Source organism: Acidovorax sp. NN32, assembly GCF_057597245.1.
The window spans coordinates 2,113,523-2,136,973 of sequence record NZ_CP199679.1; the positions used below are offsets into that span (position 1 = coordinate 2,113,523).

At 66.0% G+C, this 23,451-nt stretch carries 21 protein-coding genes; 7 read left to right on the forward strand and 14 right to left on the reverse strand.

Translation table 11 applies throughout. The features are described from left to right. Positions 1-56: 56 nt before the first annotated feature. Positions 57-587, forward strand: a complete 531-nt coding sequence (locus ACT89O_RS09815) for an RrF2 family transcriptional regulator (RefSeq protein ID WP_121506885.1) — start codon at positions 57-59, stop codon at positions 585-587. Positions 588-626: 39 nt separating this feature from the next. Here ACT89O_RS09815 and ACT89O_RS09820 read toward each other — a convergent pair whose 3' ends face one another. The 5 genes from ACT89O_RS09820 to serB all read right to left on the reverse strand — a co-directional run bounded on the left by ACT89O_RS09820 (position 627) and on the right by serB (position 5,901). Continuing rightward, positions 627-1,661, reverse strand: coding sequence for a helix-turn-helix transcriptional regulator (locus ACT89O_RS09820; RefSeq protein ID WP_121506884.1), 1,035 nt, complete (start codon positions 1,659-1,661; stop codon positions 627-629). 195 nt (positions 1,662-1,856) lie between these two features. Next, positions 1,857-3,965 carry a xanthine dehydrogenase family protein molybdopterin-binding subunit gene (locus ACT89O_RS09825; RefSeq protein WP_487262479.1) on the reverse strand — a complete coding sequence of 703 codons (2,109 nt, stop codon included), beginning with the start codon at positions 3,963-3,965 and terminating at the stop codon, positions 1,857-1,859. Continuing rightward, positions 3,962-4,426, reverse strand: coding sequence for a (2Fe-2S)-binding protein (locus ACT89O_RS09830; protein ID WP_487262480.1), 465 nt, complete (start codon positions 4,424-4,426; stop codon positions 3,962-3,964). The genes ACT89O_RS09825 and ACT89O_RS09830 overlap by 4 nt, the downstream gene beginning before the upstream one ends. Positions 4,427-4,583: 157 nt before the next feature. Then, the gene (locus ACT89O_RS09835; protein WP_487262481.1) at positions 4,584-5,165 is read right to left on the reverse strand and encodes a redoxin domain-containing protein; all 582 of its coding nucleotides are present in this window, start codon (positions 5,163-5,165) and stop codon (positions 4,584-4,586) included. Between the two features lie 22 nt (positions 5,166-5,187). Beyond that, entirely contained in the window at positions 5,188-5,901 is a 714-nt protein-coding gene (gene serB / locus ACT89O_RS09840) for a phosphoserine phosphatase SerB (protein ID WP_121419666.1), read from the reverse strand. Between the two features lie 229 nt (positions 5,902-6,130). Here serB and ACT89O_RS09845 point away from each other — a divergent pair, with 229 nt between their 5' ends. Further along, positions 6,131-7,789, forward strand: coding sequence for a serine hydrolase domain-containing protein (locus tag ACT89O_RS09845; protein WP_487262482.1), 1,659 nt, complete (start codon positions 6,131-6,133; stop codon positions 7,787-7,789). Positions 7,790-8,042: 253 nt separating this feature from the next. Beyond that, positions 8,043-8,261 (forward strand): hypothetical protein, encoded by a 219-nt coding sequence (locus ACT89O_RS09850; RefSeq protein ID WP_055400951.1) that lies wholly within the window; start codon positions 8,043-8,045, stop codon positions 8,259-8,261. A gap of 203 nt (positions 8,262-8,464) precedes the next feature. Here the strand turns inward: ACT89O_RS09850 and ACT89O_RS09855 are convergent, their stop codons facing one another. The 3 genes from ACT89O_RS09855 to mfd all read right to left on the reverse strand — a co-directional run bounded on the left by ACT89O_RS09855 (position 8,465) and on the right by mfd (position 12,945). Next, positions 8,465-8,653 carry a DUF3149 domain-containing protein gene (locus ACT89O_RS09855; protein WP_228894656.1) on the reverse strand — a complete coding sequence of 63 codons (189 nt, stop codon included), beginning with the start codon at positions 8,651-8,653 and terminating at the stop codon, positions 8,465-8,467. A 94-nt stretch (positions 8,654-8,747) separates the two neighbouring features. Then, positions 8,748-9,407, reverse strand: a complete 660-nt coding sequence (locus tag ACT89O_RS09860; protein WP_228894658.1) for a hypothetical protein — start codon at positions 9,405-9,407, stop codon at positions 8,748-8,750. Between the two features lie 73 nt (positions 9,408-9,480). Then, positions 9,481-12,945, reverse strand: a complete 3,465-nt coding sequence (gene mfd / locus ACT89O_RS09865) for a transcription-repair coupling factor (protein WP_487262483.1) — start codon at positions 12,943-12,945, stop codon at positions 9,481-9,483. Between the two features lie 96 nt (positions 12,946-13,041). On the opposite strand from mfd, the gene ACT89O_RS09870 reads away from it, so the two are divergent. Beyond that, the gene (locus ACT89O_RS09870) at positions 13,042-13,956 is read left to right on the forward strand and encodes an IspD/TarI family cytidylyltransferase (RefSeq protein WP_487262484.1); all 915 of its coding nucleotides are present in this window, start codon (positions 13,042-13,044) and stop codon (positions 13,954-13,956) included. A 109-nt stretch (positions 13,957-14,065) separates the two neighbouring features. Continuing rightward, on the forward strand, positions 14,066-14,545 hold the full coding sequence (ispF, locus tag ACT89O_RS09875) for a 2-C-methyl-D-erythritol 2,4-cyclodiphosphate synthase (protein WP_218299458.1): 480 nt from the start codon (positions 14,066-14,068) through the stop codon (positions 14,543-14,545). Positions 14,546-14,760: 215 nt separating this feature from the next. Here the strand turns inward: ispF and ACT89O_RS09880 are convergent, their stop codons facing one another. Then, on the reverse strand, positions 14,761-15,756 hold the full coding sequence (locus ACT89O_RS09880) for a Bug family tripartite tricarboxylate transporter substrate binding protein (protein WP_487262485.1): 996 nt from the start codon (positions 15,754-15,756) through the stop codon (positions 14,761-14,763). A 14-nt stretch (positions 15,757-15,770) separates the two neighbouring features. Further along, on the reverse strand, positions 15,771-16,811 hold the full coding sequence (locus tag ACT89O_RS09885) for a porin (protein WP_487262486.1): 1,041 nt from the start codon (positions 16,809-16,811) through the stop codon (positions 15,771-15,773). 209 nt (positions 16,812-17,020) lie between these two features. Here ACT89O_RS09885 and ACT89O_RS09890 point away from each other — a divergent pair, with 209 nt between their 5' ends. Further along, on the forward strand, positions 17,021-18,370 hold the full coding sequence (locus tag ACT89O_RS09890; RefSeq protein WP_487262487.1) for a class-II fumarase/aspartase family protein: 1,350 nt from the start codon (positions 17,021-17,023) through the stop codon (positions 18,368-18,370). Here ACT89O_RS09890 and ACT89O_RS09895 read toward each other — a convergent pair whose 3' ends face one another. The 4 genes from ACT89O_RS09895 to ACT89O_RS09910 all read right to left on the reverse strand — a co-directional run bounded on the left by ACT89O_RS09895 (position 18,371) and on the right by ACT89O_RS09910 (position 22,108). Then, the gene (locus ACT89O_RS09895; RefSeq protein WP_121506872.1) at positions 18,371-19,525 is read right to left on the reverse strand and encodes a GntR family transcriptional regulator; all 1,155 of its coding nucleotides are present in this window, start codon (positions 19,523-19,525) and stop codon (positions 18,371-18,373) included. An 86-nt stretch (positions 19,526-19,611) separates the two neighbouring features. Then, positions 19,612-20,655 carry a LacI family DNA-binding transcriptional regulator gene (locus ACT89O_RS09900; protein ID WP_487262488.1) on the reverse strand — a complete coding sequence of 348 codons (1,044 nt, stop codon included), beginning with the start codon at positions 20,653-20,655 and terminating at the stop codon, positions 19,612-19,614. Between the two features lie 107 nt (positions 20,656-20,762). Next, a complete protein-coding gene (locus ACT89O_RS09905; protein WP_487262489.1) occupies positions 20,763-21,014 on the reverse strand; it encodes a hypothetical protein in 252 nt (83 codons plus the stop codon). 539 nt (positions 21,015-21,553) lie between these two features. Continuing rightward, complete coding sequence (locus ACT89O_RS09910) at positions 21,554-22,108, reverse strand: hypothetical protein (protein ID WP_487262490.1); 555 nt, start codon at positions 22,106-22,108, stop codon at positions 21,554-21,556. Between the two features lie 367 nt (positions 22,109-22,475). Between ACT89O_RS09910 and ACT89O_RS09915 the strand changes: the two genes are divergently transcribed. Beyond that, positions 22,476-23,450 carry a Bug family tripartite tricarboxylate transporter substrate binding protein gene (locus ACT89O_RS09915; RefSeq protein WP_121506869.1) on the forward strand — a complete coding sequence of 325 codons (975 nt, stop codon included), beginning with the start codon at positions 22,476-22,478 and terminating at the stop codon, positions 23,448-23,450. The last annotated feature ends 1 nt before the right edge of the window (position 23,451 follow it).

The window sequence follows — 23,451 nt, forward strand, 5'->3', positions numbered from 1 at the left end:
TTTATTCAATAAAATTCGTCCTGCATACCTCTTTCAATTGACCTGCGGCAAAAACCATGCGCCTGACCCAATGGACCGACTACACGCTGCGCGTGCTCATGTACTGCGCAGCCACCGAAGGCCGCGAGCAACCTGTAACGATCATCGAGGTGGCCGAGGGCTACGGCATCTCGCGCAGCCACTTGATGAAGATCGTGCAGCAGCTGGCCGCCCAGGGGCTGCTGGAGACCACGCGCGGGCGGGGCGGTGGCATGCGGCTGATGGTGCCGGCGTCGGCCATCAACATCGGCGCCGTGGTGCGTGCCACCGAGACCGACTTCAACCTGGTGGAATGTTTTGATCCCGGCACCAACCAGTGCCGCCTGAGCAACCACTGTCGCCTCAAGGGCGTGCTGTGGCAGGCCATGCAGGCCTACCTGGCGGTGCTGGACAGCGTGACGTTGGCCGACCTGATGGCACCGGCCGCTGCGGGTGGGTCAGCTGCACGCGCCCTGCTGCCCACGGTGGCGCTGCCCCGGGGCGGCAGCGCCATGCGCAAGCGAGCACCCGTGGCCGGGTTGCCCTCCAAAGCCGAAAATATTGAATAAAATGGCCCATTGCGCTCGATAGATATCGAGTTTTTGCTATCAAATTGATAGTAAATCCGACCCTCGCATGCCTCCGACTGCAAATGCCTGCCGGTAGCGCGCCGGAGTCAGGCCCACATGGCGTGCAAATTCGCGTGTGAAGTGGGGCTGGTCGGAAAAACCGCACGCAAACCCGATTTCTGCGAGGCCATGCGGGCTCTCCAGCAGCCATTGCGCGGCCACGCGAGCGCGGGCCTCGGTCACGATGTGGCGGCAGCTCAGGCCGCTGTCGGTCAGCGCCCGCTGCAGGCTGCGGCGGGCCAGGCCGGTGTGCCGGGCCAGTGCATCCACCGTGTGCTGCGCGGCCGGGTCGTGCAGCACATGGCGCGCCAGCTGGTGCGCCAGCGGCGGCCAGGGCAGGGCATCGCACAGATGGGTGGCGGGCTTGGGCTGCTGAGTGGAGGTTGTGGGTGCGTTGCTGTCGTGAGGTTCCCAGTGCAAGGTCCAATGGCCTAGCAACCTTCGCGCGGCCAGCGGTGCCAGTTGCGCGTGCAGTTCCGCCGGGGTGGCGACAGGGGCTTCCATCCGCAGGTTCACGCGGTGGCCTGCGGCCTCGGGCGCGCCGATCTCCACCCGCACCCCGCGCACGCCCAGGGCCTGGCTGGCACCCACCAGCACGCCCAGCACGGCCAGGCTTTCGGTGGGGTGGGGTTCTTCCGGCACACCGGGGCGCGCGTGGTGGCGCAGTGCCAGCGTGCCCGGGGCGCTGGCGGTGACGCTGACCTGGTGGCGCGAATGCACATATCGCTCCAGCCGCTGCCAGCGCGCCAGTAGCTCTGGCGGGTGGGTGGCGCCCAGCAGCGCACGGTGCACCGGGTCGCCCGCCAGCAGATCCACCCGCTGCGCCAGCTGCAGCAGTGTGCCCAGGCCGCCCTGATGCAGCACGGCTTCGACCACGCTGCGTTTGTAGGCCAGGGGCACGTGGCTCGCGGCCAGCCCGTCGGCACCCGGTGGGGGCGGTGGCGGCACCAGCCCGTGCGCGGCCATGGCGCGCACCAGCAGGCGGACCATGGCGGCGCTGGCAAAGTCTTGCATGGGCGGATTGTGCCGTTGGTGCTGCCCCGCTAGGGATGTCCTGCATAACCCTCGCGAGTCGGTGGTAGTGCGGATCGGGATGGGCCGCAAGGCGTCTTTTCGCAGCCAATAGCCCGGCTATTGGCAAGAAAAGCAACGCAGCGGATCGCCCGAGGCCGCGCTATCACGGACCGCAGGGAGTTATGCAGGACATCCCTAGTCCCGCGTGCTCAAGGCCTGCAGCACATCCGCGCTGCGCACCGGCAGGCGGGCAAAACGCACGCCGGTGGCGTCGCGCAGCGCGTTGGTGATCGCTCCAGCCCCGGCCACCATGGCGGTTTCTCCGGCACCGGTGGGCGGCGCGCTGCTGTCGATCAGGTGCACATGCAGCGGCGGCACGTCGCCCATGCGTGGCAGCGGGTAGTCGGCAAAGCTGGCAGCGGCCACGCCCGAGCGGGCCACGGGCAGTTGCTCGTGCAGCAACATGCCCACGCACCACACGAGGTTGCCCTCGGTCTGCGCACGCACGCCGTCAGGCTGCAGCACCAGGCCGCAGTCGTGCGCGCACCACAGCGCCGTTACGCGCACCTGGCCGGTGGCGCGTTGCACCTCCACGTCGGCCACGGCGGCGGCGTAGCTCACGCCCTTGTAGATACCGCCTGCGATGCCGCGCCCGCGCAAGGTGGTGGCGTCGCTGGCGGGGCGCTCTGGCCAGCGGGCCTCGGCGGCGGCGCGGCGCAGCACCTGGGCCAGGCGTGCATCGGTGGTGTGCTGCAGGCGCCAGTCCAGCGGGTCGGCCCCAACGTGGCGCGCGCATTCGTCCATGGCGCTCTCGACCACCAGGGTGTTGGGCCCCGCACCCAGGCCGCGCCAGGGGCCGGTGTGCACGGGCAGGCGCTGGGCGGTGAACTCGATGCGCTGCTGGGGCACGTCGTACGGCATGTGTGCGCCGCGCGCCACGCCGCTGTCGCCCGCCAGGTCGGCCAGGGTCTGCATCCACACCGGCATGGCGGCGGGTGTGAACAGGATGTGGCTGCTGGCCAGCGCATGCCACCAGTGGGTGATGCGCCCGCCCTGCACCCGTGCCCGCACGCGGTGGCTGGAGGGTGGGCGCTGGAAGCCCTGGGCAAACTCCTGCGCGCGGCTCCATTGCACCTTGACGGGCGCCCCCACAGCCTGGGCGAGCACGGCGGCCTCCAGCTCCACCGTGCACAGCGTGCGGCCGCCAAAGCCGCCGCCGATGCGGCAGGCCTGCACCTCGATACGTTCGGCATCCAGGCCCAGCTGGCGAGCGAGCACGTCGCGCATGTAGAACAGGTCTTGGGTGCCCGCCCATACCTTCAGGGCGATGCCTTGGTCTGCGGCAGCCAGCCAGTGCGCCGTTGCGCTGCGCGGCTCGATGGGCGCGTGGGCGGCCAGGGGCACGTCCATGCGCAGGTCCAGCGTCCATGCTGTGTCTGTGGGCAGGTCGTCCTTGCGCAGCCGGTGCTGCAGCGCGCCCCGGCGCAGGTGGGTGTCGATGTCGATGCGCTCATCGATGGCGGCCTGCTCGAAGGCGCTGCCATCTTCCACCTGCCATTGCACGGCCAGCGCGGCCTCGATGCGGTCGAGAGCCGACGGCGTGCGCGCCACAATGCCCAGCCCCAGGCTGCCCATCTGCGCGAGGCGCGGGTGCTGCACCACGGCCACACAGGCCGGGTCGGCGCGGGCGGCCGCCTCGTCCCACGCCTGCGGGCGCGAGGTGATTTCGGCCGACACCGGTGCGCGCAGCACGCGGCCATAGAGCAGGCCGGGCAGGCGTGTGTCGCCCGCAAACAGCGGCTGGCCGGTGACGAGGGCGTGCAGCTGGCCCGGTGCCACCGCAGTTTCTTTGGTGGCCCCCGTGCGCGGCTGCAGGCTGCGCAGCGCGCTGGGCGCAATGTCGCGCGCGGCCAGCGTGCCCGTGGTCTGGCCTTGCGCCAGGGCCTCGCGCAGCGTGGCGCAGGCACGGGCCAGGGGCAGGGCAAAGTCCTGCACGCTGGCGCTGCCCACGGTGGCGCGCACGCGGGCGATGTGGCGGGTGCTGGGCAGTTGCAGGTGTACCTGCGCGGGCGGCACACCCAGCTCGGCAGCGGCCAGGCCCTGCATGGCGGCGCTGATCTGCTGACCCATTTCGGCGCTGGGCAGCCACAGGGTGTAGCGGCCGTTTTCGTGCCGTATCCAGCCCAGCGCGTCATTGGCGGTGGAAGTGGGGCGCTTGGGGATCACCGGCACCAGGCTGCAGCCCGCCAGCGTGACGGTGAGTACCCCGGCGCCTGCCGCTGCCAAAAACTGGCGGCGCTTCATGACTTCGCACCCTCAGCAGCCTGGTGGATGGCCGCGCGCACCCGGTGCTGGGTGCCGCAGCGGCACAGGTGGGCCGACATGGCGGCGTCGATCTGTGCATCGCTCGGGCGGGGCGTGGCGCGAAGCAAGGCCACGGCGCCCATGATCTGGCCGCTCTGGCAGTAGCCGCACTGGGGCACGCGCAGGTCCAGCCAGGCTTGCTGGATGGGGTGCAGCGTGCCGTCGGGCGCCGCCAGCCCCTCGATGGTGGTGACGGCGCGGCCCTGCAGCCCGCGTGCCGTGTGCAGGCAGGCGCGTTGCGCCACGCCGTCAATGAGCACCGTGCAGGCGCCACATTGGCCCATGCCGCAGCCAAAGCGGGTGCCGGTGAGGCCCAGCGGCTCGCGCAGCAGCCAGAGCAGGGGGTCGTCCTCCCAGCCGGGTGGTACGGGCTGGGGCTGTTGGTTCAGGGTGATGTGCATGCGGGCCTCCGTGGGTGGTACGGGGCCAGTGTGCAAAGGCGGAGGCGGTTGGTCTTGAAGATCTGCGCCAAACAGATCAGAGCGGTAACTTTGGCGTCGGGCCGGGGATTTGAATGAAAATGGCCTCCAGCGCTTTTCCATCAAGCGCTAGAGGCTATCATTTTGGAAGCATTGCACTCCACTGCGGCATGGTTTGCGCCCACCACAGCCGCAGGCGCATGGCCCATTCGGGTGTGTAGCCCGAGGTGGCGAACCGCACTTGGCCGTGCGCGTCGATGACCACCAGCGCGGGCACGGCGCGCACGCCCCAGCTGCGTGACAGGGTGCCCTGCGGGTCCACCGCCGTAGGCCAGACCATGCTGCGCTGGCGCTGCACCTGGGCCACCTTTTCGGCGTTGCCCGACTGCATGGCCACACCCAGCACGGGCCAGTCGGCGGACAGGCTGGCGATGCTGGGCTCTTCCAGCTTGCAGATGGAACACCATTCGGCCCAGAAGTGCACGGCCACGGCCTGACCGGGGTGCTGGGCGCGCCACTGGGCCAGGGTGGTGGGGGCGGTGGCGCCAGCGCTGGGGGCCATCACCAGCGCCACATCGGGCGCAGGGCTCTGGGGCAGGTCGCGCGTGCGCCAGGTGTCTACCGCCACGATGGCGACCCAGGCGAGCGCGAGGGTGGCCAGGTGCTGCTTCCAGCTTTTGCGCAAGGACTGCGCGGCACGGGTGGCAAGGGCCTTCATCATGGCGGGGCTGTGGTGTCGCGAATCAGCGCAGCACTTCCAGCAGCCGGTCCAGCCCGCCCTGGTTGATGGCCACCTTGGCCTGCGCGCGCACGGCGGGCTTGGCGTGGTAGGCCACCGACAGGCCCGCCGCGCCCATCATGGGCAGGTCATTGGCGCCATCGCCCACGGCAATCGCCTGCTGGGGCGAGATGCCCATGAGCGAAGCCACTTCCAGCAACGTGCGGCGCTTTTCGGCGCCATCACAGATATCGCCCCAGGCCTGGTCCACCATGCGGCCGGTGAGTTGGCCATCTTGCACTTCGAGCATGTTGGAGCGGGCGAAATCAATGCCCAGCCCGGCCTTCACGCGGTCGGCAAAAAAGGTGAAACCGCCAGAGACCAGCAGCGTCGTCAGGCCTGCAGCCTTGGCGGCGGTGATCAGCTCCTTGGCGCCTGGGTTAAAGCGCAGGCGCTCGGTGAACACCTGTTCCATGTGCTGCACCGTCACGCCCTTGAGCAGGGCCACGCGCTGGCGCAGGCTTTCCTTGTAGTCGGTGATCACGCCTTGCATGGCCGCTTCGGTGATGGCGGCCACCTCGGCCTTGCGGCCTGCGGCGTCGGCGATTTCGTCCACGCACTCGATGTTGATGAGGGTGGAGTCCATGTCAAACGCGATGAGCTTGTAGCTCGACAGGGACAGGGGGGCTTCAATGCCCTGGACAACAAGGCCGGGCGCGAATTCGGTAGCGTGGGTCATGGCAGAACGTGGGAGTCGATTTTTTGGGGAGCACAACCTGCAATGGTATCGCCCGCGCCTGCGTACTCGACAGCCCCAAACCGTATCGCCCCGCAGGGCATAAATTCCGCGGCTCGCGGCCGAGAGCGGTTGCTTCCAGCTCTTGGGTTTGCCTTGGATGCGGACGATGTGCAGTACGGGCCCATGGGCGCATATGATTTCTGCACAACATGCACTGAGGGTACTGACGATGGCCATGCACAGAGACGGCAACGCGGGAGAGAAAGTCTCCGCGACATGGATCAACCGCAGGCAGGCCACGGCCGTACTGCTGGCCAGCGCGGCGGTGCCTTTTACCCCAGCGGGAGCGCAGGATGCAGCGGCCCCCGCATCACCTGCCGCATCCCCCGCTGCATCGGCTGCCGAAGCCCCTCTCGCCGCTATCTGGCCTGCTGACGACTGGGCAGAAAGCACGCCCGAGGCGCAGGGCATGGACTCCGCAGCGCTGGCCAAGCTCGTCGACTTTGGCGCAGCGCAGGGCATGGACAGCCTGCTCGTCACCCGACACGGCAGCCTGGTGGCCGAGGCCTTCTATGCCCCGTACCGCGAGGGGCTCAAGCATGCCGTCAACTCCACCACCAAGGGTGTCGTCGCCACGCTCACCGGCATGGCCATCCAGGACGGGCTGATCGCCTCGCGCGATGCGCCCGTGCTCGACTTCTTTGCTGACCGCAAGGTCGCCGACGCCGATGCCTCCAAGAAGGCCATGACTGTGGGCCACCTGCTGGACATGACCTCGGGCCTGAACTGGATCGAGCCGCTCAGCGACGCCGTGCCCGAGACCATGCTGCAGCTGACCCGCACGCGCGACTGGCAGGGCTTTGTGCTCGACCGGCCCATGGCCCAGGCGCCCGGCACGGGCTTCAACTACAACAGTGGCAACACCCATCTGCTCTCGGCCATCCTGGCGCACAAGACCGGCGGCAGCACCCTGGCCTATGCGCAAAAACGCCTGTTCGGCCCCCTGGGCATCACCGACGTCCGCTGGCGCAAGGACCCGCAGGGCCTGGAGGTCGGCGGCTGGGGCCTGTACCTGCACCCACGCGACATGGCGCGCATCGGCTACCTCTACCTGCGCAAGGGCCAGTGGAACGGCCGCCAGCTGCTGCCCGCCGCCTGGGTGGAGCAGGTCTTCAATTCCGTGGTGGACATGGGCTTTGGCACCAGCAACGGTGCGCCCGCCTTCAAGTACGCCAACGGCTGGTGGAGCATCCCGTCCAAGCGCGCGTACTTCACGGCCGGCTTCAACCGCCAGCTCATCGTGGTGCTGCCCGACCTCGACGTGGTCGTCGCCGTGACCGGCCGGCGCCACTACCCGCTGCCCCTGTTCATCGACCACATCACCGCCGCCGTGCGCTCGCGCGAGCCCCTGCCTGCTGACGCTGCCGGGCAGGACCATCTGGCCGCCCGTATCCGCGACGCCGGGGTGGAAAAGCCCAGCGCCATCCCCACCACCACGCCCGAACTGGCCGCCACCGTTTCGCGCAAGGCCTGGCTGCTGGAGCGCAACGGCATGGGCATCCAGCGCCTGGTGCTGGATCTCACGCCTGCCAACCCGCGCTATGAGGTCACCTTTGACAGCAGCCGTCCCGATTTGCCGCGCGAGCCGGTTGCCGGCCCGCTGGGCCTGGACGGCAAGTACCGCACCGCGCAGCAGGGACCCAATGCGGTCATCGCCATCAAGGGCCACTGGCTTGATGCGCAGACCTTTCAGCTCATCTCGCGCTCGGTGGCGGATGGCGAGGTCACCGTGGTCACGCTGAAATTCGAGGACGGCGGGAAGGCGGTGAATGTGGGGTTGGAGAACAACTGGGGGTTCAGGGCGCAGGTGCGGGGGCGCGGGGAGTAGCGTTTCGGCTTTGCGCGACCATCGGCAATGAAGCTACCAGGTTCAGCGCCACGGTGACCAGCCCGGCTCTGGCCAGTTTCTTCCATGATCAGGGCTGGATGGTCGCGTTTCCCGAGCGCCGGGGGCTCGGCGTGCCCCGGTTGATATTGGCGCTCTCGGCCGCATGTTGATGGTTGTCAGGTAGCCTTGGGCTTCCACTTCCCAGCACCAGCAGGTGCCCTCGCCAGCAAGACCCGCTACCGATAGACCACCGATGAAGACCATTGACGAAATGCTGCACCTGGACTTGCTCACCGCCGAGCAGCACGTTGACATCAGCGCATGGATTGCGCAGTCAGCCTCTCCCGAAGAAATACTGCAGATGCCTGCGCCCCTGTGGCAGGCCCTGGAGCGCGCCAGCAAAGTGATGGGCATCGACGAGGACCTTTTGCGACCACCGTCGTTCGATGCGGACAGTCTGGCGCTGGGCTAAGACGCTTGTGCCGCTGGCGGCAAGCTTGGCTTGGGTGTCCGGGTCGAAAAGGGCGGCATGCACTGCGCGCTGGAGTTTGGCGGCAACGGGCCGTGGACCATGGCAGAACGTGGGAGCGGTTTTTTAAGGGCTACAGCCCGCAATCGCATCGCCTCCTCGGCTTCCCCGTGCCGGGCTACGGCGCTCAGACCGTGCGGGCCGGATCAGCGCGAAGGCGGCAGGCTCTTGCCGTTGCCCGTGCGCCCGGCGGTGGCGGGGTTGGGCGTAGGTGGTTCGTTCATCTTGACCAGGAACATGCGCAGGAAAAACGCGGCCATGCACAGCATGAACCCGATGCCAATGATGCTCATCAGCCCGTAGTCGGTAGAGAAAAGATCGTTCAGCAGCTTCATGGTGGGGCACTCCTTGTTGGTGTGATGTCCACTATCGCGCTGCAAAGGCGGATACCCCTTGCGCTGTGTCAACCATCGCTGCAGCAGCCGAGGCTCAGTCCGGCCGGGGCAAGTACAGCCGGTCCGACCATGTGGCCAGCCACTCGGGCTTGAAGGCCACAAAAATCGCCGCGAGCATGCCGGTGACAAACCCATCGCCCCAGGCCATCAGCCAGCGCGCCACCAGCGACAGCTCATCGCCCACGCCGGGCAGCAGGTGGCCGCTCCACTGCGACAGGACGCCCGCTGCAAACACACAGACCACGGTGCCCAGAAACGCACGGCCCAGCACATAGACAAACGGTTTGGTGCCCGTGTAGCGCCGCAGCAGCGCACCCAGGCCCAGCCCCAGCGTGGCGGGCACCACGCCCAGCCACACCGTGGCACCCAGCGCATCGGCCCAGGCCATCGCTGGGGAGATCAGGCAGGCCACGATGCCCACGCCCATCAGCACCGGGATCGCCAGCGGCCAGCCCAGCATCAGCACCACCAGGCAGGCGCCCGACCATTGCAGCTGCAGCGGCATGGCGTGCAGTGTGGGCAGGGCCCACAGCCAGGGCAGGAAGACCAGCGTGGCGAGCAGTGGCGTCCACAGCGCAGACGGCGCGCCCTGCGTCTCGTGTGCCAGAGGCTTGCGGTTGGCCAGCATGCGCCAGGGACGGGCCGCCAGAGCGGTAACCAGAGCGACGAGGGCGAGGGCGGCTTCCAGCCACATGGTTCTGTTCGCTATGCTATTAATAGCTACTAGCGCTTTCCAGATAAGCGCTAGAGGCCAATTTCATTAAAAATCAAGCAACCACCAGTGGCTGCCCCAGGCTGCGCAAGATGTCCCGCACCATCTGTGCCCGGTCCTTGGGTTCTTTCAGCTCGCGCTCGATGCGCAGCTTCTCGTTGCCCGCCAGCTTGATGTGCTTGTTTTTCTGGATCAGCTCGATGATGCGCATCGGGTCGATGGGCGGCTGGGGCTTGAAGGTGATGTTGATGACGCCAGGGGCCGCATCCACCTTGACCACGCCGTAGGGCTGGCTCAGCACGCGCAGGCGGTGCACGTCGATGAGGGTCTGGGCCTGCGGCGGCAGCTTGCCGAATCGGTCCACGATCTCTTCGAGCAGGCCGTCGATCTGGTCGGGGTTCTTGGCCGTGGCCAGCTTCTTGTAGAACGACAGGCGCAGGTGCACGTCGCCGCAGTAGTCGTCGGGCAGCAGGGCGGGGGCGTGCAGGTTGATGTCGGTGGTGACGGACAGGGGCGACAGCAGGTCCGGCTCCTTGCCGGCCTTAAGCGCCTTGACGGCTTCGTTGAGCATCTCGTTGTACAGCTGAAAGCCCACCTCCAGCATGTTGCCGCTCTGGTTCTCGCCCAGCACCTCGCCCGCGCCGCGAATCTCCAGGTCGTGCATGGCCAGGTAGAAGCCGCTGCCCAGTTCTTCCATCTGCTGGATGGCTTCGAGCCGCTGCTGCGCTTGCTTGGTCAGTCCTTCCACGTCGGGCACCATGAGATAGGCGTACGCCTGGTGGTGGCTTCGGCCCACGCGCCCGCGCAGCTGGTGCAGCTGCGCCAGGCCGAACTTGTCGGCGCGGCTCATGATGATGGTGTTGGCGGTGGGCACGTCGATCCCGGTCTCGATGATGGTCGAGCACAGGAGGATGTTGTAGCGCTGGGCCACGAAGTCGCGCATCACGCGTTCGAGCTCGCGCTCGGGCATCTGGCCGTGGGCCACGGCGATGCGGGCCTCGGGCAGTATCTCTTCGAGCTTCTGGCGGCGGTTCTCGATGGTCTCCACCTCGTTGTGCAGGAAGTACACCTGCCCGCCGCGCTTCAATTCGCGCAGCACCGCCTCGCGGATCACGCCCGTGCCCTCGTTGCGCACAAAGGTCTTGATCGCCAGGCGCCGCTGCGGCGCGGTGGCGATGACCGACAGGTCGCGCAGGCCTTCGAGTGCCATGCCCAGCGTGCGCGGGATGGGCGTGGCAGTGAGGGTGAGCACGTCCACCTCGGCGCGCAGGGCCTTCATCTGCTCCTTGTGGCGCACGCCAAAGCGGTGCTCCTCGTCGATGATCAAGAGGCCCAGGTTGTGGAACTTGGTGGATTCGCTCAATAGCTTGTGCGTGCCGACCACGATGTCCACCGTGCCGTCGCCGATGCCCTTGATGGCGGCGGTGATCTCCTTGCCCGAGCGAAAGCGCGAGACCTCGGCCACCTTCACCGGCCACTTGGAAAAGCGGTCCACCAGCGTCTGGTAGTGCTGCTCGGCCAGCAGCGTGGTGGGCGCCAGGAAGGCCACCTGCTTGCCGCCCGTGACGGCCACGAAGGCTGCGCGCAGCGCCACCTCGGTCTTGCCGAAGCCCACATCGCCGCAGACCAGGCGGTCCATGGGGCGGGGGCTGATCATGTCCTGGATGACCGCGTGGATGGCGGCGTTCTGGTCGGCCGTTTCTTCAAAGCCGAAGTCGTTGGCAAAGGTCTCGTAGTCTTGCGGGCTGTAGCGGAAGGCATGGCCTTGGCGTAGCGCGCGGCGGGCGTAGATGTTGAGCAGCTCGGCCGCGCTGTCGCGCACCTGTTCGGCGGCCTTGCGCTTGGCCTTTTCCCACTGGCCGCTGCCCAGCTTGTGCAGCGGCGCCTCGTCGGCGCTCACGCCGGTGTAGCGGCTGATGAGCTGCAGCTGACTCACGGGCACATACAGCACCGCCTTGTCGGCGTATTCGAGGTGCAAGAACTCCTGCATGGCGGGCGTGCCGTCGGGGTTCTTGTTGCCCACGTCCATGTTGACCAGGCCGCGGTAGCGCCCGATGCCGTGCTGGCTGTGCACCACCGGGTCGCCCACGTTCAGCTCGGCCAGGTCCTTGATCAGTGCCTCGACATCGCTCACTTGCTCCTGTTTCTTGCGCCGGCGCGTGGTGGGGCCTGCGGCAAACAGCTCGGTCTCGGAGACGAAGTCGATGCCGTCCTCGATCCAGCTGAAGCCCACGGTGAGGCCCGCGGTGGCGATGCCCACCTTTTCGTCGGCTGTGCCCTGGAACTCGGCCAGCGAGTCGAAGGCCGGAGGGTTCACGCCGCTGGCGCGCAGAAAGTCGAGCAGGCTCTCGCGCCGCCCATCGCTCTCGGCCAGCAGCAGCACCCGGTGCTGGGTGTTGCGGAGGTGGGCGTGCAGGCGCGCCAGTGGGTCCTCTGCCCCGCGCACCACCGAGAGGTCGCCGAGCTTCTGGAAGTGGGGGTTGTCGGCAATGTCCTCTACCCCGGGGCGGATGGACAGCTGGGCATGCTCCTTGGCGCGCGTGTAGAACTGATCGGCTGAGAGGAACAGCGCCTCGGGCGGCAGCACTGGGCGCTCCGGGTCGCCTTGCACCAGGCGGAAACGGTCTTTCGTGTCCTGCCAGAAGCGCTGGAACGCGGGCTCCAGGTCGCCATGCAGCACCACCGTGGCCTCGCCGCCCAGGTAATCGAACACGGTGGCCGTTTCGTCGAAGAACAGCGGCAGGTAGTACTCGATGCCGGCCGTGGCCACGCCCGCGCCCATGTCCTTGTAGATGCGGCTCTTGGTCGGGTCGCCCTCGAGCATCTCGCGCCAGCGGCTGCGGAATTTGGCGCGCGCCTCGTCGTCCATGGGGAACTCGCGGCCGGGCAGCAGGCGCACCTCGGGCACGGGGTACAGGCTGCGCTGGCTGTCGGGGTCGAACGTGCGGATGCTGTCAATCTCGTTGTCGAACAGGTCCACGCGGTAGGGCACCAGCGAGCCCATGGGGAACAGGTCGATCAGCCCGCCGCGCACCGCGTATTCGCCAGGGCTGACCACCTGGGACACGTGGCTGTAGCCTGCCAGGGTGAGCTGGGCTTTGAACTTGGCTTCGTCGAGCTTTTGCTTGACCTTGAAGTGGAAGGTGTAGCCCGCCAGGAAGGAGGGCGGCGCGAGGCGGTACAGCGCTGTGGTGGCAGGCACCAGCACCACGTCGGCTTCACCCTGGGAGATGCGCCACAGCGTGGCCAGCCGCTCGCTGATCAGGTCCTGGTGCGGGCTGAAGGTGTCGTAGGGCAGCGTCTCCCAGTCCGGGAACAGCGCGCAGCGCAGGCCCGGCGCAAAAAAGGCCATCTCGTCGATGAGCCGCTGTGCATCGGTGGCGTCGGCCGTGACGATGGCGGTGGTGCGGCCCCCTGCCTTGTCACGTTCGGCCAGACGGGCCAGTAGAAGGGAATCGGCGCTGCCCACGGGGCGGGGCAGGGTGAAACGTTTTCCGGGGGAGAGTTTGGGCAGTTCCATGCGGACGGTGTCGTCTGGGCCCACCGCATCCCCAGGGGCGCGAAACACGCACGGGCTGGATCGGAGGGCAACGGAGGATTTTAGAATGAGCGCTTCATGATTGCTCCCTTGCTCCAACCCCCGCTCGCCCCTTTGTCTGCCCATGGGCGATTCTGGGCGCTGGTGCCCTGTGCCGGAATGGGCCTGCGGGCTGTTGCGGCGGGCGCTGCAGCCCCCGCGTCCGCCTCCGGCAATGCTGCGCCATCGACCTCGACAGTGGCTGCGTTTTCGGCTGTGGACGTTGCGGCGCCCCCGCCCACATCCTCTTTGCCCAAGCAGTACCACCTGGTGGCGGGCCAACCGATGGTGCTGCACACGCTCGCGGCCTTTGCCGGTGTAGGGCGGCTGCTGGGCACCCTGGTCGCGGTGGCCCCCGGGGACCGGTTTTTGGACACGCATGCGCACCCCACCTTTTTTGTGGTGGAGTGTGGCGGCCCTACGCGGGCCGATACGGTGCTGGGCGGCCTCAAGGCGCTGCTGGAACGGGGCGCGCAGCCGGATGACTGGGTGCTGGTGCACGATGCCGCGCGTTGCCTGGTCACGTCCGAGCAGATCGACTCCCTCATCGACCAGTGCGCTGGCGACAGTGTCGGGGGCCTGCTGGCGCACAAGCTGGCCGACACGCTCAAGACCTCCATCGACGGCCCCGGCGGCGTGCGTGTGGCCTCCACGGTGGATCGCAGCGACAAGTGGCTGGCCCAGACGCCGCAGATGTTTCGCATCGGCCCCCTCATGGATGCCATCGACAAGGTGGGTTCCAACGTGACCGACGAGGCCAGCGCCATGGAGGCCATGGGCCTGCACCCGCGCCTGGTGCCAGGTGGGGCGCAGAACTTCAAGGTCACCTATCCGGACGATTTTGCGCTGGCGGCGGCTGTACTGGCTGCGCGTGCGCACGGCACGACGCTGGAGCGTTTTGGGGGCGACCGTGGCCAGGTGACTACCGCACCGGGCAAAAAGAATCTGTTCTAGAACCGTTTCCTTCAGTGCTTTAACCCCGGCCTCACGGCGCCGTGGATGAGTGCGGCGGGGGCGCAAGGCAATACAACGCCGCAAGGCACGCAACAACAAAGGCAAGCGGATGAATTTCAGGATTGGTGAAGGTTGGGACGTGCACGCCCTGGTGCCCGGTCGTCGGCTGGTGATTGGTGGCGTGGACATTGCCCACCCCACGGGGCTGCTGGGCCACTCGGACGCCGATGTGCTGCTGCACGCCATCACCGATGCGCTGCTGGGCGCAGCTGCCCTGGGCGACATTGGCAGCCATTTCCCCGACACCGACGCTGCCTTTCGCGGTGCCGACTCCGGCGTGTTGCTGGCCGAAGCAGCGCGGCGCGTGCGTGCGGCGGGCTATGAGATCGGCAACATCGACAGCACCGTGATCGCGCAAGCTCCGCGACTGGCTGCGCACATTCCCGGCATGCGCGCCGCCATTGCACGGGCCGTGGGCATCGCTGAGGGGCAAGTCAATGTGAAAGCCAAGACGGCCGAGCGCCTTGGGCCCGTGGGGCAGGGACTGGCGATGGAGGCTCGGGCGGCGGCGCTGATCTATGCGGCCTGAATTTTTGCGCTGACCGGGCCGGGCGGCATTGTCTATTCGCAACCTGCGCGGCATCCCCCGTCCGAGGGGGATGTCTGTCTTGCCCACGCTGCGAGGAGTGCGGGGCCTGAACCACCAGGAGAGGGCCACACACTCCGCAATCCGGTATCCAAAGCAAAAAAGAGCGTTGGGGGCTGCGCTGCGTCCCATGGTTTTGCCACGCTTGCCGCGCGACTTCACTCCATCGTGATCTGGGATGTCGTCACGATATCGCGGTACAGCTTCGCCTGCGGTTTGATGAATGTCTTGAATTCAGGACCGTTCAAGGGGGCGACCGTAATGCCTGCTTCCTGCAGCTTCTGCCGCAGCTCGGATTGCGAAAGCGCTTCCTGCAGTGCCTTGTCGGCGGCGTTCACAGTCGCGGCGGGCGTGCCCGCCTTCATGAAGAGGCCTTGCCACAATGGCAGTGCCATGCCGGAGAACCCCTCCTCCTCTCCAATGCGCTTGACGTCAGGCAGCTGCTGCACCCGTGCGGTGTCGGAGACCGACAGCGCCCTGATCTTGCCGTCCTTGAGAAATGGCATGGCCGTGGAGAGCACCAACATGGCGCTGTCCACCTGTCCGCCGACCAGGTCGTTGGTGATGTGGGTGCCACCTCGGTAGGGTACGTGCAGCATGGACACCTTCGCCTGCTTGTTGATCAGCGCGCCGTACAGGTGCTGCATCGTCCCGATGCCCGGCGTGGCGAAGTTGATGCTGTCCTTGCCACCCTTGCGCAGCGCGGCGACAAGATCTTGCAGGTTGGCGTAGGGAGACGCCTTGCGCACGGCAAAGATCATCGGGACGGTGGTCATGCGCCCCACCGGAATGAAATCATTCTCCCAGTCGAGCTTGACCTTGGGGTTGACCATGGGCACGACCACTGTGTCGGTGCCTCCCATGTAGATCAGACTGCCATCGGCCGGGCCGTTGAGCACCCGCTGTGCGGCCAGCATGCCGCTGGCGCCCGCCACGTTCTCGATGATGACGGTACGGCCTAGCCGCTTGCCCAGCTCGGTCGCAACAATGCGCGCGACAAGATCTGCGCTTCCGCCAGCGGAATAGCCCACGATCAGTGAGATGGGTTTGGTATTGCCGCTGTCGCTCTGCGCCTGCGCGGTGTGGTTGATAAGAGTGCCCGTGCTCACAACTGTCATCGCGGCGGCCTGACGGAGGAGTTGTCTGCGTTGCATGTGGTGACTCCTGTTCAGAATGTGTGCTTCACGCCAAAGTCGATGGCTGTGGTGCGTGTGAGGCTGTCGCGCTTGGCTGTGCCGAGGTTGGTGTAGAGCAATGTGCGTTTGCTCAGGTCGTACTGAAGACCAGCGCCGATCATCTGCGAATCGAGTTGGGTGGCGGGTTTCAGGTGCCCAACCATGAGGTAGGTACGACCAAAACTCAGCGGCACCATGGCCGACACGCTGTAGGCCGTGGCATCGCCATTGACCCCGCCTTTGGCGCGGCTGTAGCTGGCCTTGGTGTGAACCACGCCGAAGTCGTACCCGCCTGCCACCAGAGCCAGGTGGGTGCTGGAGTCAAGCCGATCGAACGCAGCGCCCACCCATACGGGCCCGTTCTTGTACTGCAGGTTGCCCGAGGTGGCGTTGCTGCGCACTCCTTCGCCAAAAGCGCCTGCAATCTCCATGCTCACGCCAGAGATCACGGGTGATTTGTAGCCTACGGCGTTTGCCCAACGGATGTTGGATGCTTCTGCGGGAGCCGCCACTGGCGTGTAGTTGGCATAGGTGTAGGCAGAGCCCAACTGGCTCACGTAGCTCCAATAGGTGGGGTCTGCATTGAGAGCCACTGTGTAGGCAGCCGAGTATTCGCGCCCCGCATACACCTCGCCCCACTGCTTGCTGCCTACTGCCACCACCGAGCGGCCCAGCCAGTAGATGCTGGGATTGCTTGGAGCGCCCGTGTCAGCGGCAAAGCGGTGCTCGATCTGAAAGCGGGAGTAGAGACCGCCGTCCATGTCCTCGCGGCCCATGAACCCCAGGCGCGACGTGTTGCCGGCCTTCATGGTCCAGACCCTTGGCGCCACGCCGCGCCCGGGTAGCAGGGCGCCGGGGGTTGTGCCCCCATTGGCACGGGCCAGGCCCTGGTCGACGATGCCATAGATGGTCAGCGAGGACTGGGCCTGCGCTGTACCGCAGGCCCCGAGGCTGGCCAAGGCGACGCACAGCAGTGCGGTGTAGGGCGCTGAAGAGGTTGGGCAAGCCGTGCTTGCCAGGAAATGCCGTGTCATGGATTTGTCTCCGTGGATTGTGGTTTGGCGGTTGCATGTGAATTGTATGTATTGAATTCTGTTAATGCAATACAATGCAATCAAAGGGTGGTCGCTAATTCGCTGGCACTTGGCTTTTGAATGCGGCTTGCCTTCGATGGACAACGCAATACAACACAATCTACGGATATACCCGTAGTTGTATGGATGGAGCACACATGGCGATCGGTATGTTCGAATCTTTCATCACGGGTCACTGGTTCAGTGCACCTGCCAAGGCCATCTGGAGCGATTCGGCCACTCTGCAGGCCTGGCTGGACGTGGAGGCGGCCTTGGCCCACGCCCAGGCCGGGCTGGGGGTGATACCTGCCGAAGTGGCACCGGTGATCGCTGCCCAGGCTCGGGCAGAACTGTTCGACCTGCCGCAATTGGCAAAGGCCATCGCTTTCGCACAACACCCGCTGGTGCCGGTGCTCCACCGGTTCGAGGAGCTGTGCGGTGAGCCTGCGGCTGGCTTCATCCACTGGGGCGCGACCACGCAGAACATCTTCGACACGGCCAGCGCACTGCAGATGGTGCGAACCCACAGGCTGCTGGCAGGGCACTTGGATGCCGCCATAGCAGCATTGGCCGCGCTGGCGTTGGAGCACCAGGCCACGCCCATGGCAGGTCGCACGCATGGCCAGCACGCGTTACCGATGACCCTGGGCTTCAAGCTCGCGGGCTGGGTCGATGAACTGGACCGTGGCCGCCGTCGCCTTGCCGAGCGGCTTGCCTCCTCGTTTCCAGCCAGCATGGGGGGCGCCATCGGCACCTTTGCTGCCACCGGGCCGCTCGGGCCCGCAGTGCAGGCGCTGATGGCGCAGCAACTGGGCCTGCTGTCGGCCGACATGCCGCTGCGGTCGTCCTATGACCGGGCCAGCGACTATCTGGCCGCACTGGGCCTCCTGGCGGGCACGGCACAGAAGATCGCGCAGGACGTGGTCTTCCTGCAGCGCACCGAGGTCGGTGAAGTGGCGGAAGCCTTTCACATCGGGAAGGTGGGCAGTTCCACCATGGCGCAAAAGCGCAACCCTTCCATGGCACTGCTGCTGGTCAGTCTGGCGCGCATGCTGCGTACGCGCACCCAGGCCGCGCTGGAGACCATGGTGCGCATGGACGAGGGTGACTCATCGGCCACCAACGTGGCCGATACGCTGCTGCCCGAGATCGCCATCATCGCCACCTCGGTGGCCGAGACGCTGGCGCGGCTGGCGCAAGGCCTGGCGGTCAACCCGCAGGCAATGTCCCGCAACCTCGCAATGACGCGGGGGTTGATCGCCTCTGAGGCTGTGATGATGCGGCTCACCCGCCTTATGGGCCGGCATGAGGCGCATCGCCTGCTCTACGCGGCGGCGCAGCGCTCGCAGTCTGAGGGCGTGCCTTTCATCGACGCGATCCGCGCACAGCCGCCGTTCAATGGCGGTGCCTTGCCGGATGACTTGCTGCAGGCGCTGGATGCACAAGCCTATGTCGGCGAATCGGCGCGGCTCGTGGTGGACACCGTGGCGCGCGTGGCACCCGGCTGCGTGGAGCCATAGCTACCGCGCAGGGGCTGCTACCGATGTGCCCGCACGGTGCGTGACCGGCGTCAGGTGCACGCCGTAGGGTGTCCCTGCGTCAGCCCAACGCGCCGTGATGGCGCGGTGCAGGGCATCGACCTGGTCAGCCACGCTGCAACCGATCACCTCGAAAAAGTCCGCATGTTCGCTGGCCAGGTCCGTGCGGCCGAGCAATACCACGCTCAGCTGCGCGGGCACTGAAATCCCGCTGTGGGCCAGCAGGCGCTGGAAGAGGGCGCCATCCTCGATGCCCCAGGCCACCAGGGCTGTAAAGGGCAAAGCGCTCGCGCTGTCGGCGCCCTTCGCGCGGACCTGGATCTGTTCCACCAGTCGGGCGGTGTAGTCCTCGTGCGGCAGCATGTCCAGCGTGATTTCCTGCAGCACCACATCGGACAGCGTGGCTTGCAAATACTTAAAGCGCCGACGCCCGAGCTGGGTGGCCAGAAAGGGGTGCGAGGTGCATGCGTAGGCAATGCGCCGGTGGCCTTGCTCCATCAGCAGGGCGATGGCGGCTGCCAGCGGCTCGCCCCACTCGGTGCCCACGGCCTCGACGTCGGCACCCACCAGCGCAGCCCCGTCCACGGCCAGCACGTCGCACTTGTCGCGAAGAGCCGCCAGAAGGGCGATGGGAATGGCCTTGAAGGTGGATTGCACCACGCAGGCATCGAAGCGCGGCAGGCCCTTGAGCACCGTGAGCGCATGGTCCGGGTCGTTGTACGACAGCTCCAGCACCCGGTGCCCGTCGGCCGCAAGGCGGTGCTGCAGACTTTCGATCAGCACGCGCCCGCGCGCAATGCTGATGGAGCGGCGCAGCAGCAGCACCGATTTCACAGTGGAGGTGACTGCCGCAGGGGCTTTGGGATGCGGGCTTTTGCTCGGTAAGGGACTCGTTTCAGTCGTCGTCACAGGTTGCGAACCTGCGCCCAGGAAGTAGGTGCCCCGACCCACCTGGGCATCAATCAGCCCCTTTTCCTTGAGGCCTTGGAAAGCCCGCTGAACCAGCATTTGCGATGCGCCAAAGCGCTTCATCAATTCGCGGATGGTGGGGAGTCGGTCGCCCGGGCGGGCTTCGTGGGCGAGTTGTTCCAGGAATTGCTCGAGATCTGGCGAGGGGCTGCTGCGCATGGTGTTCATACAATACACCACAAATTGAACGGTATTGGCCTGTAGAGATATGCCCGTGCGTCCGACCTGGATCTCTGGTGGTGCCAGGCTACCCGCTATGCGCTCTCGCGCTCCATGATCGAAAAGCCGATATCCACCACCGGCTCCGCCACGGTCTTTCCCTCCGCGCGGTCGGCAATGAATCCTGCCGCCGTCTGGCCCATGCGCGTGCCGTCGATGCGCACGGTCGTGAGGCTGGGGATCACGGTCTGGGCGAACTCGATGTCTCCGAAACCGACGACGGCCAACTGGTCGGGGACCGCCATGGCGCGCGCCCGCGCCTCGGTGAGGACCCCCAAGGCCAGCATGTCGGAGCTGCAGAACACGGCATCGATGTCTGGCTGGGCGGCCAGCAAGGCCGCCAGACCCGCACGCCCTTCGGTGTGGGAGGTGGGTGATTTCTCCAACTGCAAGGCGGGCTCGCGCAAGCCCAGTCGGCCCGCTTCGGCATAAAAGCCTTTTCGCCGCCGCGCGGCGCGCTCATCGTCGCCGCTGAGCAGCCCCAGCCGGCGCCGACCCTTGGCGTGCAGGTGCTTGCACACGGCGGCGCCCAGTTGTTCGTGCGACAGCCCGACCAGCATGTCGATGGGGTTGGGGGTGAAGTCCCAGGTCTCCACCACAGGGATGCCAGAGGCCTGCAGCAGCCGCCGCCCTTCGGGCGAATGCATGATGCCAGTGAGCACAATGCCGTCGGGCCTGCGGCCCACGATGGCGCGCAGCAGTTCGTCTTCGCGCGAATGTGCATAGCCCACCTGGCCCAGCATCACCTGGTAGCCGCGCAACTCCAGCGCGTCGGTGAGCGATTGGACCATCTCGCCGAACAGCTGCCCCGTGGTGGTGGGCACGAGGGCCGTGACCAGGTGGCTGCGTGCTGAGCGCAAGCCCCCCGCAATGAGGTTGGGCACATAGCCCAGGCTGGAGATGGCTGCCTGTACCCGAATGCGTGTGGGCTCGGACACCTGGCTGGGCGTGTTGATGGCGCGAGAGACGGTGATCATGGACACCCCCGCCTGCTCAGCCACTTCACGCAACGTCACCACCGGTCGGTTGCGAATAGGTTCCGGTGTCTCTGGCAGGGTGCTTGGGGGAGGGGGCGGCATCCGCCGAGTCTATCCACGAAGCGATGATTCCTCAGGACGGGCGCCTCGCTGTTGGTCAGAAACTGCCCAGCAGTCCATCCTATGGGGCGCCCGCCGAACCAGTCCTGCTAGATGGCGTACACGTTGATAACGATAGCCCCGGCAGCATGTCCAATCATTGACTGAAATTTGACCGAAATATCGGGCGTGCCAGCGCCGTTGCTCAACTTGTAGATTTCCTCTGTGCTGAATACCGGGATGCCAGGAACGAGCGTCACGTTGGTGAGGCGGTACTGGCCAGGATGCAGGGTGTCGTAGTTGTTGGGGCTGTTTGCCAAAATGCCTGTCTGGCCAAAGCCGGTAGAGAGAGTGCTGGGCATGGTGCTTCCTTGAAAGTGAATAAGTAATGCGGAGACAGCAGTCAAATGCAATTGCATTGACTCTTGTGTACTGCAGGGCCTTTGAAAAAGAGGCCCTTGAGGATGACCTGCACAACTCCCTGCGGTCTGTGATAGCGCGGTCTCGGGCAGTCCACTGCGTTGCTTTTCTTGCCAATAGCGCGGCTATTGGCTGCAAAAAGACGCCTTGTGCCCCATCCCCATCCGCGCTACCACCGTCTCTCGAGGGTTATGCAGGTCATCCTCAACAGCACCACTTCAGAATATCGAGCGGGTTGGGCGCAGGCGATTACAGTCCATTACGCCAGCTGCAAATCCACGCGCGCGAGCGCAACCATCAGGACAGCGGCAAGCTGCGATGCTGTGCACACCCACCCGGGTGCGATGGCCTGCGAGCCTCTTTTTTGCACAGTGGGTGCATATGGCTTTGGCTGAGGGCCACAGGATCAAAGAAGCGCGGTCCGCTGATACCGCTGCTACCGTTTCCGCCTTTTCGCTGAAAAGCGAAGTAGGGCGTGTAGTTACCCAGCCTCAGGTAGATATGCCTTGAAAAGCTGCTCGTGCAAGGCTGCCAGGGAGGGCGTGACCTGCGGATTGCCGAGGTCATAGGGGTAGGCGGGCAGGGCGGTCAGACCCAGGCGCAGAAACCATTGGCGGGTCTCGTCGAACGTTCCGCCGTAGCAACACTGGGTCAGGATGGCACCCGCGATGTTCGCGGTTCCGCACACCGAGAACTGCGCTTCGTTGCTCAGTTGCACCACCACACTGTCGGCAATGGGTGTTGACGACGGCCCGCGCCAGTAGCCAAAGTAATTGCCTTCATCATCGGCTACCACAAAAGCAATGTGGCGGCAGACCTCGGCGATGGCCCGAAGGTTCGCAGCAATCTCGGGGTCGGCCCGCTCGGCTTCGCTCAGGTCGCTGGTGTCCAACCAGGGGGCCCAGTCGGCCGCTGTGCCCATACAGACGCCGGTGCGGCGTTGCAGCTCTTCCTGGTGATGGAGAAGGACTGCAAGGTCCTGTGGCAGAGGCTCGCCCTGCAATCTGAGAAGAGAGAACTGTGTTTGGATGCTCATGGGCTGGCTAGGCGGGTGGATGCCTAGCGTAACGCAGACTGCAGGCCAAACGCTCCGGGGCTTACAAGCGCTTTTCCCATCAATGGGTTGGTGGTCCTATAACTAAGGGTTTTCCATGGTCTTTGATGCAACTGTTAACGTTAACATTTGCCCATCCAGGCATTCAGAATGCGCCTGTTAATAGGTGTTTGAGGCTTGAATCCGGGTTGATTGATTGAATGAATAGCTGCTTGTATGACCTCTTGCTTTTATTGAGCGGATGTTCACGTTGGTGCCAGCTCGTCGTCAACCTGGGCACACACCGGTTCACTTTCCCCAACCAAGGCCTCGTAGAAGGCCCTTTCACAACTGTTCAGGAGACCTCCCCATGTTCAAGAAACTGCTGCTGATTGCCAGTACCTGCACCATCGCTCTGGCTGCATCGGCCCAGACCGCCGCCACCCCCTGGCCCGAAAAACCAGTCACCGTCGTCGTGCCTTTTCCGGCAGGGGGCTCCACCGACATGGTGGCCCGCGCCATGGCGCAGCACATGGGCGACAAGCTGGGCCAGAACTTCGTGGTGGACAACCGCCCCGGTGCCACGGGCACGCTGGGGGCTGGTGCGGTGAAGCGCGCCGCACCCGACGGCTACACGCTGCTGGTGTCGTCGCTCGGTGCGTTTGTGGTGGCGCCGCACTTGCTCAAAAGCGTGCCGTACGACGCCCTCAAGGACTTTGACTACATCACCGTGCCCGTGCAGGCACCCAACGTGCTGGTGGCTGCCCCCAATCAGAAGGCGCGCACCGTGCAAGAGGTGATTGCCCAGCTCAAGGCCAATCCTGGCAAGGTGAGCTTTGCAAGCTCGGGCAACGGCTCGTCGGACCACCTCTCGGCCGAGGTTTTTTGGCAGCAGAGCGGCACCGAAGGCCTGCACATCCCTTACAAGGGCGGCGCACCGGCCATCAACGACCTGCTGGGCGGGCAGGTGGAGTTCTCGTTCCAGAACGTGAACGCCGTGCTGCAGCACATCCGGGCGGGCAAGCTGCACGCGATTGCCGTCACCGGCGACAAGCGCAGCCCCGTGCTGCCCGACGTGCCCACCTTGGCCGAGGCTGGCGTGGCCGGTGCCGAGGTCTACTCGTGGCAAGGCATGGCCGCGCCCAAGGGCCTGCCCGCCGCCGTGAAGAAGAAGCTTTCGGACGCAGCCATCGCCGCCATGAACGACCCCGCCGTGAAGAAGCGCATGCTCGACCAGGGCCTGGAGATCGTGGCCAGCACGCCCGAAGCCTTCACCGCCTACCAGGCGCGCGAATTCGCGCGCTGGAAGACCGTCATCGAAACCCGAAAAATCACTGCCGATTGAG

Excerpts from the sequence above, each read along its gene's own strand:
- ACT89O_RS09815 (WP_121506885.1), top strand. The coding sequence starts at position 57 with ATGCGCCTGACCCAATGGACCGACTACACGCTGCGCGTGCTCATGTAC.
- ACT89O_RS09820 (WP_121506884.1), bottom strand. The coding sequence starts at position 1,661 with ATGCAAGACTTTGCCAGCGCCGCCATGGTCCGCCTGCTGGTGCGCGCC.
- ACT89O_RS09825 (WP_487262479.1), bottom strand. The coding sequence starts at position 3,965 with ATGAAGCGCCGCCAGTTTTTGGCAGCGGCAGGCGCCGGGGTACTCACC.
- ACT89O_RS09830 (WP_487262480.1), bottom strand. The coding sequence starts at position 4,426 with ATGCACATCACCCTGAACCAACAGCCCCAGCCCGTACCACCCGGCTGG.
- ACT89O_RS09835 (WP_487262481.1), bottom strand. The coding sequence starts at position 5,165 with ATGATGAAGGCCCTTGCCACCCGTGCCGCGCAGTCCTTGCGCAAAAGC.
- serB (WP_121419666.1), bottom strand. The coding sequence starts at position 5,901 with ATGACCCACGCTACCGAATTCGCGCCCGGCCTTGTTGTCCAGGGCATT.
- ACT89O_RS09845 (WP_487262482.1), top strand. The coding sequence starts at position 6,131 with ATGGCCATGCACAGAGACGGCAACGCGGGAGAGAAAGTCTCCGCGACA.
- ACT89O_RS09850 (WP_055400951.1), top strand. The coding sequence starts at position 8,043 with ATGAAGACCATTGACGAAATGCTGCACCTGGACTTGCTCACCGCCGAG.
- ACT89O_RS09855 (WP_228894656.1), bottom strand. The coding sequence starts at position 8,653 with ATGAAGCTGCTGAACGATCTTTTCTCTACCGACTACGGGCTGATGAGC.
- ACT89O_RS09860 (WP_228894658.1), bottom strand. The coding sequence starts at position 9,407 with ATGTGGCTGGAAGCCGCCCTCGCCCTCGTCGCTCTGGTTACCGCTCTG.
- mfd (WP_487262483.1), bottom strand. The coding sequence starts at position 12,945 with ATGGAACTGCCCAAACTCTCCCCCGGAAAACGTTTCACCCTGCCCCGC.
- ACT89O_RS09870 (WP_487262484.1), top strand. The coding sequence starts at position 13,042 with ATGATTGCTCCCTTGCTCCAACCCCCGCTCGCCCCTTTGTCTGCCCAT.
- ispF (WP_218299458.1), top strand. The coding sequence starts at position 14,066 with ATGAATTTCAGGATTGGTGAAGGTTGGGACGTGCACGCCCTGGTGCCC.
- ACT89O_RS09880 (WP_487262485.1), bottom strand. The coding sequence starts at position 15,756 with ATGCAACGCAGACAACTCCTCCGTCAGGCCGCCGCGATGACAGTTGTG.
- ACT89O_RS09885 (WP_487262486.1), bottom strand. The coding sequence starts at position 16,811 with ATGACACGGCATTTCCTGGCAAGCACGGCTTGCCCAACCTCTTCAGCG.
- ACT89O_RS09890 (WP_487262487.1), top strand. The coding sequence starts at position 17,021 with ATGTTCGAATCTTTCATCACGGGTCACTGGTTCAGTGCACCTGCCAAG.
- ACT89O_RS09895 (WP_121506872.1), bottom strand. The coding sequence starts at position 19,525 with ATGAACACCATGCGCAGCAGCCCCTCGCCAGATCTCGAGCAATTCCTG.
- ACT89O_RS09900 (WP_487262488.1), bottom strand. The coding sequence starts at position 20,655 with ATGCCGCCCCCTCCCCCAAGCACCCTGCCAGAGACACCGGAACCTATT.
- ACT89O_RS09905 (WP_487262489.1), bottom strand. The coding sequence starts at position 21,014 with ATGCCCAGCACTCTCTCTACCGGCTTTGGCCAGACAGGCATTTTGGCA.
- ACT89O_RS09910 (WP_487262490.1), bottom strand. The coding sequence starts at position 22,108 with ATGAGCATCCAAACACAGTTCTCTCTTCTCAGATTGCAGGGCGAGCCT.
- ACT89O_RS09915 (WP_121506869.1), top strand. The coding sequence starts at position 22,476 with ATGTTCAAGAAACTGCTGCTGATTGCCAGTACCTGCACCATCGCTCTG.